This is a genomic window from Leifsonia xyli subsp. cynodontis (genome assembly GCF_050632205.1).
GTDB lineage: Bacteria > Actinomycetota > Actinomycetes > Actinomycetales > Microbacteriaceae > Leifsonia > Leifsonia xyli_D.
Genome location: NZ_CP192578.1, coordinates 2,238,421 through 2,251,550, shown reverse-complemented (window position 1 = coordinate 2,251,550; position 13,130 = coordinate 2,238,421). Strand labels below are relative to the sequence as shown.

Annotated in this window: 11 protein-coding genes and 1 pseudogene; 11 read left to right on the top strand and 1 reads right to left on the bottom strand. The window is 71.0% G+C overall.

Translation table 11 applies throughout. From position 1 onward, the window contains the following. Positions 1-100: 100 nt before the first annotated feature. The 11 genes from ACQ86M_RS11160 to ACQ86M_RS11110 all read left to right on the top strand — a co-directional run bounded on the left by ACQ86M_RS11160 (position 101) and on the right by ACQ86M_RS11110 (position 8,585). Positions 101-556 (top strand): type II secretion system protein, encoded by a 456-nt coding sequence (locus tag ACQ86M_RS11160; RefSeq protein WP_431245483.1) that lies wholly within the window; start codon positions 101-103, stop codon positions 554-556. A gap of 106 nt (positions 557-662) precedes the next feature. Further along, on the top strand, positions 663-1,082 hold the full coding sequence (locus tag ACQ86M_RS11155; RefSeq protein ID WP_431245482.1) for a prepilin-type N-terminal cleavage/methylation domain-containing protein: 420 nt from the start codon (positions 663-665) through the stop codon (positions 1,080-1,082). Next, complete coding sequence (locus tag ACQ86M_RS11150) at positions 1,079-1,696, top strand: PulJ/GspJ family protein (RefSeq protein ID WP_431245481.1); 618 nt, start codon at positions 1,079-1,081, stop codon at positions 1,694-1,696. The genes ACQ86M_RS11155 and ACQ86M_RS11150 overlap by 4 nt, the downstream gene beginning before the upstream one ends. Further along, positions 1,687-3,279 (top strand): polymer-forming cytoskeletal protein, encoded by a 1,593-nt coding sequence (locus ACQ86M_RS11145; RefSeq protein ID WP_431245480.1) that lies wholly within the window; start codon positions 1,687-1,689, stop codon positions 3,277-3,279. Before ACQ86M_RS11150 ends, ACQ86M_RS11145 begins: the two co-directional genes overlap by 10 nt. A gap of 9 nt (positions 3,280-3,288) precedes the next feature. Continuing rightward, on the top strand, positions 3,289-4,098 hold the full coding sequence (locus ACQ86M_RS11140; RefSeq protein WP_431245479.1) for a prepilin peptidase: 810 nt from the start codon (positions 3,289-3,291) through the stop codon (positions 4,096-4,098). A 24-nt stretch (positions 4,099-4,122) separates the two neighbouring features. Continuing rightward, the gene (gene pilM / locus ACQ86M_RS11135) at positions 4,123-5,175 is read left to right on the top strand and encodes a type IV pilus assembly protein PilM (protein ID WP_431245478.1); all 1,053 of its coding nucleotides are present in this window, start codon (positions 4,123-4,125) and stop codon (positions 5,173-5,175) included. Positions 5,176-5,408: 233 nt separating this feature from the next. After that, entirely contained in the window at positions 5,409-5,996 is a 588-nt protein-coding gene (locus tag ACQ86M_RS11130; RefSeq protein WP_431245477.1) for a hypothetical protein, read from the top strand. A gap of 1 nt (position 5,997) precedes the next feature. Further along, positions 5,998-6,483, top strand: a complete 486-nt coding sequence (gene pilO / locus ACQ86M_RS11125; RefSeq protein ID WP_431245476.1) for a type 4a pilus biogenesis protein PilO — start codon at positions 5,998-6,000, stop codon at positions 6,481-6,483. A 17-nt stretch (positions 6,484-6,500) separates the two neighbouring features. Further along, entirely contained in the window at positions 6,501-6,815 is a 315-nt protein-coding gene (locus ACQ86M_RS11120; RefSeq protein ID WP_431245475.1) for a hypothetical protein, read from the top strand. 88 nt (positions 6,816-6,903) lie between these two features. Next, positions 6,904-8,076: a hypothetical protein gene (locus ACQ86M_RS11115; protein WP_431245474.1), complete on the top strand. Its 1,173-nt coding sequence runs from the start codon at positions 6,904-6,906 to the stop codon at positions 8,074-8,076. 14 nt (positions 8,077-8,090) lie between these two features. Further along, positions 8,091-8,585, top strand: coding sequence for a DUF6121 family protein (locus ACQ86M_RS11110; RefSeq protein ID WP_431245473.1), 495 nt, complete (start codon positions 8,091-8,093; stop codon positions 8,583-8,585). A gap of 21 nt (positions 8,586-8,606) precedes the next feature. On the opposite strand, the pseudogene ACQ86M_RS11105 reads toward ACQ86M_RS11110, so the two are convergent. Beyond that, positions 8,607-13,120 (bottom strand): annotated as a pseudogene (locus ACQ86M_RS11105) (FtsK/SpoIIIE domain-containing protein). Between the last annotated feature and the right edge of the window lie 10 nt (positions 13,121-13,130).

The following is a 13,130-nucleotide window of genomic DNA, read 5'->3' as shown; positions in this document are numbered from 1 at the left end:
CGCGGGATTATTAGCGATTTTCCAGACACATAGCATCGAACCCGTTCGGGACAGTCTCGGCCCCGAGCACCTCGAGATCTCCGACCGATTGGAACCTGCGATGTACTTCCGTCTCATGGGCAAGCTGAACGCCCGCCGTAACGCTCTCCTGAAGGGTGAGCAGGCCGACAAGGGCTTCACCCTCATCGAGCTCCTCGTCGTCGTGATCATCATCGGCATCCTCGCCGCGATCGCGATCCCGGTGTACCTGGGCATCCAGGACAACGCGAAGGACAGCTCGGCTCAGTCCGACGTCGTCAACCTCAAGACCGCTGTGGTCAGCATGCAGACCAGCACCGGTGCGCTTCCCGCGTCGACCGATGTCATCTCGGGCGGAAGCCCGACGGCCAACGCCAAGACGGCGGGCGCCAGCCAGAGCGACAACACCGCGAGCCTGAGCTACACCCCGAGCGGCAACTCGTTCTGCGTGTCGGCGACGAGCAAGAGCAGCGGCGGCACCATCTTCTACGCAACCGACTCCAGCGGAGCCACGAAGACGAAGCCTGCCGGCTGCTAGTTCCCGGGTGGACGGCCCGGTCCGTCGGGCCGCCCGCTCAACCGCTTTTCCGCAACAACCCAATCGCTTACCCCTAGAGACCCGAAATCGAAGGGAGGTGGTCCGTATGAAGACGACACTCCGTCTCCAGAGCGACGACTCAGGCTTCACCCTCGTCGAGGTCATGGTCGCGATGCTGCTCCTCGCGATCCTGGCCCTGGCGGTCGTCCCCGTGTTCGTCGCTCAGATGCGGGCCACCTCCACCAACACCACGATCGCGACGGCGAGCCAGCTCGCCGGCCAGCAGATCGACGAGGCTCAGAGCCGTGCAGCCACCTGCGCGGCTCTGACCGCGTACCAGTCCGAGACCGTAGCGCCCGTCGTGGACGCCCGGGGCGTCGCACTTCAGGCGACGCGGACTGTCTCTCTTCCCTGCCCGTCCAGCTACCCGGCGACGATCAAGGTCGTCGTCACGGTGAAGGCCTCCGGCAGCTCGACCGCCATTGCATCCGTCACCAGCCTCGTCCTCCTGAGGTCGGCGTCATGAGCCGCCTCGAGGACAGGGACCGGGAATCCGGTTTCACGCTGATCGAACTCATCATCGCTGCCGCCATCACCCTCGTCGTCCTCATCACCGTCGGCGGGTTCCTCGCCTCCGCCAGCAAAGCAGAGAAAGGGACCCGGGCCGCCACCGCCGCGGCGACGCTCGGCCAGCTCGTGGCCCGCTCCGTCAGCCAGGGCGTCAGCAACGCGACCGCCGTCAGCGTCGTCACCAACTCCGTCACGGGAGCCCAGCTCCTCCAGGCGCGCGTCTACTCCATGAACTCCACCGATGACCCGACCCAGGGGACCACCTCCGGGACTGGATGCCAGGCCTGGTACTACCTGCCCACGAACGGAGGCGCGATCTACGTGAAGCGCGTCTTCCCGGCGGCCGCGATCGCGATGCCGAGCGGCGCCCCCGACTCCACCTGGCAGCTGATCGGCAACGGGCTCGGTGCGACCGTGGCCGCAGCGCAGTCCTCAACTGTCTTCGCCTCCCCCTCTGGCACCCGGGTCGACCTCAAGTTCGATGTCGTCAACGGCGCGGAGCAGCCCGTGCACATCGAAACAACCATCCACATCCCCAACACGACGACGGTGAGCAGCCCATGCTTCTGATTCGCAGTCTCCGCCTCCGGCTCCGCTGCGCCGACTCCGAGCGCGGCGGCGCGCTCATCGCCGTCGTCGGGGTGGCTGCCGTGATGATGGCCTTCATCCTCCTGAGCACCAGCATGCTCGCGACCTCCTTCCGGTACAGCGACACGACCCGCGGGGGAGTGCAGGCCCAGGCCGCAGCCCAGGCGGGCATCGCGACCGTGGCAGCGCAGCTGACCCAGGGCACGTGTGCGCTTCCCTACGCGAGCAGCACCACTCCGAAGTACTCGGTGACGATCTCGTATCAGCGCACGGTCAGCGGCACGACGTGGCTGACGGGATGCCCCTCCACCGCCACCGATGTGAACAAGGTCAAGCTCGTGGCGGTCGGCACGTCTCCTACCTCCACGGCGGCCACCCGGACCGTCGAGGCCGTCTACAACTACATCCCGTACAACCCGGGCCAGTCGATCAACGGCTCCGGATCGGCGGTCTACGGCTACAACGTCACCGACGGCACCATCACCAACCTCACGATCACGCAGAGCGGCACGAGTAGCCCGGGCATCGAGTTCAAGAACGGCAGCGCCAGCTGCCAGACCGGTGGCTCGATCCAGGGCGACGTGATCCTCGGCGACGGCATCTACCAGTCCCCGAGCGGCTGCACCATCAACGGTGACTTGTGGGCCTCGGCCACGGTGCAGGTCGGCAACAACAGCGTCATCACCGGGAACGTCCATGCCACCGGTTCGACGTCACCGGTGGTGCAGGTGTCGAACGGTGCGCAGATCAACGGCAACATCACGTCCTCTGGGCCGGTCAGTATCGCAGGGAGCGTGGGCGGCAGCGTCATCGCCGGCCCCACCACGGGCGCATCGAGCGTGTCGGGCAGTGTCGGGGGCACGTTCAAGACCTCGGGCACGGTCAGCGTCTCGGGCTCCGGGCTTCCGTCCAGCCGGGTGTTCCAGAATCAGACGGGGATTGTGACGCCTGCCGCGCCGGTCGTGCCGAACTGGGTGGACTTCGACTACCACCTGGCCGACTGGACGGGCTTCACGCAGATGGTTCCCAGTTCGTGCCAGAACTCCACCGTGGCGAGCGCGATCAACACGGCGTCGACGCCCACCGTGGTCTATGCCTCCTCGAAGTGCCCGGGTGCGATGGTCGACCTGAGCAGTCAAGACCTCACTCTCAAGACGGACGTGGTGCTGGTCGCCGACCTCTTCGATCTGAAGAACGAGACGATCACCGCCGCGTCGGGGACCGGCACGCACCGGCTGTACATCATCTCCCCGGACAAGATCGCCAACGCGTCCCCGGATTGCCCGGCAGGCACCTCGGCGCAGTCCAAGATCGAGAACCAGGTCGACACCGACCCCTCGGTGGCGGTCATGATCTATACGCCCTGCGGCCTCAGCAACTCGGGCAGTGCCTGGTGGGGACAGATCTACGCGAAGAACATCGCCTTCAACAACTCCTTCACCCTGCACTTCGTCTCGATGGGCCTCCCCGGGGTCAACTTCGACAACGGGACGTATACGCCTCCGACGCCTCCCGTGCCCGGGCATCTCGATACGGTGTTCTCCGTGCGGAACATCAGCGGGTAGGTGCAGGTCATGGTCGCCGTCGTCGCCGTGTTCGGCTCGCTCATCGGTTCGTTCCTCAACGTGGTCGTGTACCGCGTCCCCGCCGGGATGTCGCTGGTCCGGCCCGCGAGCGCCTGCCCGGCGTGCGGTCACCGCATCCGTCCGTACGACAACATCCCGGTGCTCTCCTGGCTGCTCCTCCGCGGTCGCTGCCGGGACTGCGACGTCCGCATCCCCGCCCGCTATCCGCTCGTGGAGCTCGGAACGGCCGTCCTGTTCGCCGTGGTGGCCTTCGCGCTCCTCGGTCCGCTCCGTGCCCCGGGCCGGCCGCTCGCCGCCACGCTGCTCGAGCTGCTCGCCTGGCTGTGGCTGGCGGCCGTCACCGTCGCCCTCGCCTTCATCGACATCGAGACCCACCGCCTTCCGGACCGCATCGTCCTTCCGACGGCGGTCGCGATCACTGTTCTCCTCACGGCCACGGCCGCGGTCGACGGCGACTGGGCGAGGCTCGGCCAGGCAGCCATCGGAGGCGCCGCTCTCGGAGGCTTCTACCTCCTACTGGCCGTCATCCGGCCGGATGCCATGGGCCTCGGCGACGTGAAGCTGGCCGGTGTGCTGGGGCTTGCGCTCGGCTGGGCCGGCTGGGCTCAGCTCGCCGTTGGGGCCTTCGCCGCCTTCGTCCTCGGCGGGCTGGTGAGTCTCGCGCTCCTGCTCGCAAAGCGAGTGGACCGAAAGGGCGGGATCCCGTTCGGTCCCTGGATGCTGCTGGGCGCCTGGGTCGGAATCTTCTTCGGGGCGCCGCTCGTCGCCTCGTACTTCGCCGTGATCGGCCTGCAGTGAGTGCGGCGGAAAGGGGAAAGCTCGATGGCTAAGACGATTGTGGGGGTGGACATCGGATCGACGACGATCCGAGGTGTCGAACTCGCGGACCCGGCCAAGCCCCGGCCCACTCTCCTGCGCTATGCGGAGGTGCCCCTGCTCGAGGGGGCGGTGAGCCGCGGTGAGGTCCTCGAACCGAACACGGTCGGGGCGCTCCTGAAGGAGTTGTGGAGCGTCGGCAAGTTCAAGTCCCGCCGGGTGGTGCTCGGCATGGGCAACCAGCGGGTGCTCGCACGCGACCTCAGCGTCCCCTCGGCGCCGCGGCAGCGCATCCGGGAGTCTCTCCCCTTCGTCGCCCAGGAGATGCTCCCGGTCCCGGTGCAGGACGCCCTTCTCGACTTCTTCCCCGTCTCCGAGACGATGACCGAGGCCGGACCGATGACGCACGGCCTGCTGATCGCGGCGGTAAAGGAGGCGGTGGTCGGCAACGTGAAGGCCGTCCAGGCCGCCGGGCTCACCCCGGTCGAAGTCGACCTGATCCCGTTCGCACTGGGCCGCCTCATGGTGACGCGTCCGCGCCTCGAGGGCACGGTCGCCCTCGTCGATGTCGGAGCGAACACCACGAGCGTGGTCATCTCGCTCGACGGGGTGCCGCAGTTCGTGCGCATCATCGCCGCCGGCGGCGCCGACGTGACCGCGGCGCTCTCCTCGCAGTTGTCCATCTCTGTGGACGAAGCGGAACGGGCCAAGCGGATGTACGGCGTCGCATCGGCAGACCCCTCGCCTGCGGCCCAGGCGGCCGTGACGGCGGCTCGGGAGGTCGTCTCCGAGCTTCTCGTCAGCCTCCGCAACACCATCTCCTACTACTCGAACACGCGGCCGAATCATCCCGTGAACGCGATCGTTCTGACCGGGGGAGGGTCGGCGCTCCCCGGTTTCGTCGACGCACTGGCCGACTTCACCCGGCTGCCCGCTTCGCTCGGGGACCCCTTCCCCGGCATCGCGCTCTCCCGAGGGCTCGACGCCCAGAAGCTCCGCTACGACCAGGCGGCGATCACCGTGGCGCTCGGACTCGCGATGGGAAGTGAGGCAGCATGACCGCAGAGCTCACACGCCCGGGCGAAACGCCCGAGGTAGGGAGTCCCAAGTCCCGTCGTTCGCGCGGGTCGAGCGACACCGGTGCGGCGAAACCGGCGAAATCGAAGAAGCCGGGCAAGGAGGCGAAGGGACCCGAGGCAGAGGGCGCCGGCGCCCGCCCGGGAAAGTCGTCGATCGGTCGGCCTGGGCCCGCGTTCGCCGTCCCGCCTCGAGTCGATCTGCTTCCGCCCGAGGTGAAGGCCTCTCGGCGCAAGGACGCGATCGGACGGCGGCTGCTCTTCGTGCTCGTCGTGGTCATCGCGCTCGTGGTGACAGCCATCGGCGGCAGCACCGTGATGGCCATGCAGGCGAACTCGACCCTGTCCGCAGCACAGGCCGAGACCGCCGCCCTGACACAGCAGCAACAGCAGTACGCCACGGTTCGGGGCGTCCAGAGCCAGATCGCGCTCACCAAGGCAGGGCAGGAGGTCGGAGCATCGACCGAGATCGACTGGCAGACCTTCTTGAACAAGGTGCGGGCGGTGACCGGAAGCGAGCTCGCCATCACGGGCATCACGCTCGATTCCGCGTCTCCGCTGGCCGCGTATCAGCAGTCGACGGTCCCGCTCCAGGGCACCCGCGTCGCGACGGTGACGATCCAGGTGAAGGCGCCGAACCTCGACGTGGTGTCCGCGTGGCTGTCTCAGCTCTCCGGCCTGCCGGCCGTGGCCGATGTCTCACCCGGAGCGATCACCCTCGACGGCTCGGGCTACACGGCTTCGGCGATCATGCACTTGAACGAGTCGGCCTTCGACGGCCGGTTCGCGCAGAAGGGGAAGTGACGTGGACAAACAGCGCATCGTCATCGCGGCGACCGGACTGGCCATCGCCGTCGTCCTCGCCCTCGGCTACCTTCTGGGAGTCCAGCCTCAGCTCGCAGCAGCGAGCGCGGCCAACGAGCAGATCGCCACCACCCAGGCGAACAATCGGGCAGCGGAGGCGCAACTCGCCAAGCTGAAGCAGGACTACGCCAAGCTCTCCACTTTCAAGGACCAGCTCAAGCGACTGCAGCGGTCCGTCCCGTCGGATTCGTCGCTCGACGCCATGCTGTCGGACCTGCGCGCACTGGCAGCCTCCACGGGCACCACCATCTCGCAGTTCAACTCCGGACAGCCGGTCGCCTACGTGCCTCCGGCAGCACCTGCCGCGGCAGCCCCGCTACCGGTTCCGGCGGTGCGTCCGCGTCGCCCTCCGCGACGCCCGCACCGACGCCGGCCGCCGCTGCGCCGTCGACGCCGGCCGCCCCCCAGGCCGCGACGAACCCCCTGATCACCGCGGGCGACTTCGTGGCGATCCCCGTCACGATCGGGGTGCAGGGCAGCACGGATGCCGCCATCGCCTTCCTCGGCGGCCTGCAGCACGGCTCGCGGCTCGTCCTCGTTACGGGGTTCACGGGAAGCGAGAATGCCACCTCCGCTCCGGTCGCCGGTGCGAAGGCCGTGGCGCCCGGAGCGCCCTCGGGCTCGACGTACACGATCACCGGTCTCGTCTACGTGCTCGGTGCGGCCCACCCGACCTCCGCGCCATCGGCGTCCGGAACCGCCGGAGCGTCGCCCACGCCGACGGGATCCCCCACCCCCTCCACAACCCCGACCAAGTAACCCCACCCCCGCCCTGCCTCCCCGGCCCCGGCGCCGCCCGTTGCTACAGTGGGCGCAACGGGCCCGCCGGGCCGATGGAGGAGCCAGGATGAGCGACACGCCGGAGTCCACACCCAAGCGCGCGACGTATGAGCCCGGGCCGGACGCCGACCAGGTCGCACCGGCGACCGCCCCTGCCGAGTCGGCCGCCGCGGAGCCCGCGACGGACACGGGGGCGCAGGTGGTGGAGCCGCCGTCGAGCCCGGTGTCGGCGCGCGGGCACCTGAACCGGCCGGCCGGTGAGGAGGCGGAGACGCCCGCCGCCGTTCCGGCCGAGCAGGCGGAGCCGCAGCGTCCCGCGGCCATCTCCGAGCCGGAGCCGGTCGTGTCGACCGATGACGACGTCGCCGCCGCCGTCGCGCGCAACAGCGCCCAGCCGGGTGCGACCGTGGCGGGCGATGCCACCGTCGACACCGCGTCTCCCGCCGAGTCGGCCACCCCGGTGATCGTCGCGGCCGAGGCCGCCACCCTGCGCCAGGGCGAAGCGCCGACCGCCGCGTACACCACTGCCCCGGCGGGCGAGGCGACCGCGGACGCGACCGCAGGCACCGGAACCGCCGCCGCAACTGCCGCCGCCACGACCGGCGCCGCCGCCGTCCCCTCCTCGGCCGGCCCGCAGCCCGTCACCCCGATCTACCTCCAGCGCCCCGAGGCGCCGAAGAAGAAGAGCAACCGCGGGGTCGGCATCCTGATCGCCCTCGTCGGCACGGTCGCGTTCGCCGTCCTCTGGGCGGCGGCGGTGCTCATCGTCGGCTCGCTGCTGACGCCGAGCGACGAGTTCATCCCGGCGCTGGTGCAGTTCTTCACCGGCGGGCCGGCGTTCGGCCTCCGGGGCTGGGCGCCCGTGCTGGCGTTCTTCATCGGGATGGTCGTGCTCATCCAGATCCTGAACCGCGCGCGCTGGTGGGCCTACATCCTCGGCGGCCTCTTCGTCGCGGTGTTCGTCTACCTCGTCTACATCGGCGCCAACCTGGTCGACGCTCAGTACTGGACCCGCACTCCGAACGAGTTCGCCATCCTGCTGCGCACGACCTGGGTCAACCCGTTCGCCGTGCTCGCCGGGGTCATCGCCCGCGAGATGTCGATCTGGACGGGCGCGTGGCTGGCCGCGCGCGGACGCAAGCTGAAGGCGCGCAACGCGGAGGCTCAGGCGGACTACGAGCAGCAGGTCGCCGACGCGCAGAACCAGGCCGCCGCGGCCTACACTCAGCAGGGATACTGACCGACGGGTGAGGGATGCGTGACGAACGGGCGTACGCCACCGTCGTCGCGTTCTTCGCGGCGGCGCTCTATGCGGCGCTGCTCGTCGCCGCCTTCGGCCTGATCGCCCTGGCGACGGACAGCGAGCCCATCGACGATCCGGCCGCCGGTCCGCTGCTCGGGCCCATCATGGTGGTGGCCGCCACGCTGATGCTCCTCGTGTTCCTCATCGTGATCGGCACGCGGGTGCCCGCGGACCGGCAGCGCGTGTCGCCCGGTGTCGCGCTGGGCGTGGCGGTGGCCTGCTACGCCGTGTACATCGCCGCGGGCGGTGTCGTCGGCGCGATCGCGCATCCCGGCGACCCGTTCCACTACGTCCTGTTCGCGCTCGGCCAGCTGCTGCGCTGGCCCGCGATCACGGTCGCCATCGGCGCGTTCGTGGTGACACTGCTCTACCAGCTCGTGCTCGTCGGCCGCTTCCGGCAGCGCGGCCGGCCGCTGTGGCCGTGGGAGCACGACGACGGCGAATAGCCGCCCAGCGTCAGACCCGCGTCAGACCCGCACGCGCGCCGGGAGGGTCGCATCCACCAGCGGCACCTGCACGCGCGTGAAGCCGCCCTTCTGGATGAACACACCGCGCCCGGCCGGGAACTCCGAGCGGTTCAGCCGCGGCAGCGGGGTCTTGAGCAGCAGGTCGCCCTCGATCGAGTCCGGCTGCAGCAGCAGCCCGCGACGGCCGTTCTTGACCTCGCCGAGCAGCGGCCAGGAGGTGCCCCAGGCGCTGGTCTCCGCCTCGGCCACCAGAAGATGGTCGCTGCGGCGGATGGCGCGGATGAGGTCGACGAGCGGCGAGTCCGCGGGCGTCTGCAGGAAGTCGCCCAGGCTCTCCACGAACACGGCGATGCGCCCCTCGGTGTCGGGGTCGGTGACGGCCTCCACGAGGTCCTTCGCCAGTGCGGCCGCGTCGGCCGGGGTGAGGGCGCGGTCGGTCCACAGGCCGGAGCCGGAGAGCGGGGAGCGCGCGCTGCCCACGTAGTACAGCCGTGTGTCCGGGTCGAAGCGGGCGAGGGCGTCCGCGATCGCGGCGACGGCGTTCGTCCGGCCGCTCGCCGGGGGCCGGCGACGAGCAGCGTCCCCGACGGCTCGAAGCCGAGCGGCCCCAGGTCGAGGTCGCCGATGCCGAGCGCGGGGAGCCCGCCGACGGTGTCCGGCAGGTCGGCCGGCGCCAGCTCCGTGGGCATGGACCCCACCGCGGGCGCGGGCGCGATCCCGGCGCGCTCCATCGCCTCCGCGAGCCGGCGCACCGCCTCGGACTGGTCGGCCACCGAGCGCGAGCCGCCGAGCACGGCGACCTGGGTCTCGTAGCCGTCCACGATCGCGCGGCCGGGAGGGGAGGCGGGCGAGAGGATGTCGCTGGGCACGTCGAGCATCCCGTAGCCGTCCTCCGCCAGGCGCAGCACGACCCGGCGCTGCACGAGCGAGCCGATGGACGTGGGCACGGCACCGGCCCGGTCGCCGGTCAGGGCGACGTGGAGCCCGAGCCGGCGTCCGTCGGCGAGCAGGTCGCGGAACACGTCGTACCACTGCGACCGCCCGGCCGGGATCTCGAAGTCCTCGCGGAACGCGGGGAACCCGTCCACCAGCAGCAGGATGCGCGGCTCGTCCTGCCGCCCGGTCAGCGACCGGTACTCGGTGATGTTCGACGCGTTCGCCTCGGCGAAGCGCGGCCCGCGGTCGTCGAGCACGTCGCGCAGCATCCGGAACAGCCGGATGATGCGCTCGGGGTCGTCGCCGGGGATGACGGAGCCGACGTGCGGCAGCTTCTCCAGCATCCGCAGGCTGCCCGCGCCGAAGTCGAGGCCGTAGACGTGCACGGGGCCGCCGCGCGGGGTGATCGCCGCGGCGGAGGCGAGCGTGCGCAGCACCGTCGACTTGCCCGAGCCCCCGGTGCCGTAGATCGCGATGTTGCCGTCGACGTCCGGCTGGAAGTAGACCGGGCGCTGCTCCTGCCGGTCGGGGATGTCGGCGACGCCGAGCAGGAGCTCCGCATCGGTCCGCTGGCGCAGGAGGCCCAGGTCGTAGGCGGCGGCGAGCTCGTCGAGCCACGGACGCCGCGGCGCCGGGATGTGCGCGGCTGCCTGCGCCCGCACGATCGAGGCGACCAGCCGCTGCTGATCCGTCGGGCCGAGGTCGCGCTCCGGCTCCTCCGCCGGGCGCTCCTCCTCCCAGCGCACCTCGCCGCCGAACCGCAGCTCGGCGACGTCGACGCCCGCACGCTCCGGCTCGCGCGTCGTCCATCCGCCCGCGTAGGCGGACTGGAACTGCACGAGCCGTCCCGGTCCGGTCTTCGCCATGCCGCGGCCCGGGATCGCCGGGTCGAAGTGCGCCGCGTCGGCCACGCCGACGACGTCCTGGCTGTCCGACTCGTCGGCCATGCGCAGGGCGATGCGCAGGTTCGTGTTGGCGCGGAGGTTGTCCTTGATGACGCCCGCCGGGCGCTGCGTGGCCATGATGAGGTGGATGCCGAGCGAGCGTCCGCGCTGGGCGATGTCGACCACGCCGTCCACGAACTCCGGCACCTCGCCGACCAGGGCGGCGAACTCGTCGATGACCAGCACGAGGGCGGGCGGGCTCTCCGGGTCGCCGCGCTTCTCCAGCTCCAGCAGGTCCTTCGCCTTCTTGCGGTTGAGCAGATGCTCCCGGTGGTGCAGCTCGGCCCGGAGGCTGGTCAGAGCGCGCCGCACCAGGTGCGGGCTCAGGTCGGTCACCAGGCCCACGCAGTGCGGGAGGTTCACACAGTCGGCGAAGGCGGAGCCGCCCTTGTAGTCCACGAACAGGAACGTGACGCGGTCGGGGCTGTACTCGGCGGCCATCCCGAGCACCCACGCCTGCAGGAACTCGCTCTTGCCGGCGCCGGTGGTGCCGCCGACGAGGGCGTGCGGACCCTGGCTGCGCAGGTCGAGGTGCATCGCATCCACGCCCGCCGACCCGATGGTGGCGCGCAGGGTTCCGGGCCGGCGGCGCGGCGGGCGGGCGCCTGCGGAGCGGTCGTGGATGGAGGCGTTCTGCCGCCAGCGGTCCACCACGGCGTTCGACGACTCGGCCAGCTCGTGGCCGAGCAGCGTCACGAGCGAGATCGAGCGGGGCAGGTCGCTCGCGTCGGCGACGAGCGCACCCGCGTCGATCACGGGCGCCATGCGCTTGGCGTAGTCGAGGGCGGTCGCGGCGCTGACCGGCTCGGTCACGATGTCCTCCACCGTCTCGCCGAGGCGGACGAACCCGGCACGGGCGCGGTGCGGCTGGTCGGTGTGCTGCAGGAACGTGCGGCACACCGCCGGGAGGGCGGAGGCGTCCTCCGACACCCAGATCGGGAAGACGCCCGCGTCGGCCGCCGCCTCCGCCAGCTGCACCAGCCGCGCGCGGTCGACGGCGACGTCGTCGGAGATGACCACCACGACCGCGGGAACCGGTGAGGGCGTGCCCTCGGCCGTCTGCGACCGCCCCACCTCGGCGCCGCGCTCCAGCGCCGCCCGCTCCTGCTCCATCGCGCCGCGGCGCTGCGGGGACCGCTTCGCCTCGGCGAGCCGCTCCTCCACCAGCCCTTCGAGCGCGCTGAGCACGCCCGCCGCGCTGGAGGCGCTGTCGGCCAGGTGGCCGCCCGGCAGTGGGCTGTGCGGCGAGGAGGTGTGCGGCATCCACTTCAGCCACCCCAGCTCGCGCGACCAGCGCGGGGAGACGAGCGCGGCGACCGCCAGCTCGGCGGGGGAGTGCAGGGCCGTCAGCTGCACCAGCACGGAATTCACCGACCCGGCGATGAGGTCGGCCGGCCCGGCGATGCCGAGCGCCCCGGACTCGTAGAGGTTGTCGAGCACGGGCACGTCGTCCACGCGCTCGTTGGCGGCGACGACAGCATCCAATCGTTCCTGGAACTCCACGATCAGCTCGGCCCGGTCGACCGCCTGCACGGTGTTGCGCGAGCGCATCGAGCCGCGGCCCAGCTGCAGGTTGAGGAACGACCAGTGCTCCGGACGCCGGGTCCACAGCAGCGGACCGCGTCGTACGGCCTCGGCGAGCGCGTGCGCGGTGGTCGGCGTCTCCGCCTGCCGCAGCCGCACCTCCGTGCGCCGCTCCTCCTCGAGCTTCGTCGAGAGCGCCTCGAGCCGCTGCTCGAACACCGCGATCTGCTTCTTCAGTTTGCGCTTGCCGCGCGTGCGTCCGCTGATGTAGTTGCCGATCAGCATCACCGGCGACAGCAGCACGAACAGCAGGGTGGTCGGCTGCCGCGTCAGTGCGAACATCGCGCCGCCCAGCAGCAGCGGCGTGATCATGGCGAGCAGCGGGAAGGGCGGGTCGTCCTTCTCGCCCGGCACCTCGGGCGCCTGGAAGACCTGTCCCGCATAGCGTCGTTCGACCCGCGGCGACCGGTTGAAGAACACGGGACCGGCGGTGGGCGTCGCGGCGGGCAGCTCCGACGCCGCCCGGACCTCCAGCTCCACCTCGGTGTCGCCGAGCAGCATCGTCTCGGTGCGGCGCACCGTGAAGCGGGTGACCAGCCCGCCGTCCACCAGCACGCCGTTCGCCGAGCCGAGGTCGACGACCTCCACGCCGTCGCCGGCCTCGAAGCGCACGTGCCGCTTCGACACCAGCGGGTCCTCGAGCACGATGTCGCACGACTCGTCGCGACCCAGGACGGTGCTGCCCGCGCGCAGCGGGAAGGTCGCGCCCTGCTGCGGACCGTTCAGGATGCGCAGCGTCGCCACCACGGGGACGTCGCCGAGCTCGGGGGAGGCGTAGTGCAGCCCCGCGTCGGCCAGTGCGACGGTCGCGCCGCTGCCGATCCACGCCTCGCCGATGGGCGCATCGGGCGGCAGCACCAGCGGGTCCGCCTGCCCGGGCAGCTGCGCGCGCAGGGTGAGGGCGCCGGGGGCGGCGACCGGGCCGGTGCGCCGCGGGTCGATCCGCGCGATGGTCGCGGCGACCTCCGAGATGCTGGCGGCCGCATCCGCAGTGACGACGATGTCGTCGCTGCTCCCGGAGGGACGGGCCAGGGTCAGTTTCAGTCGCACCTCTGCACCA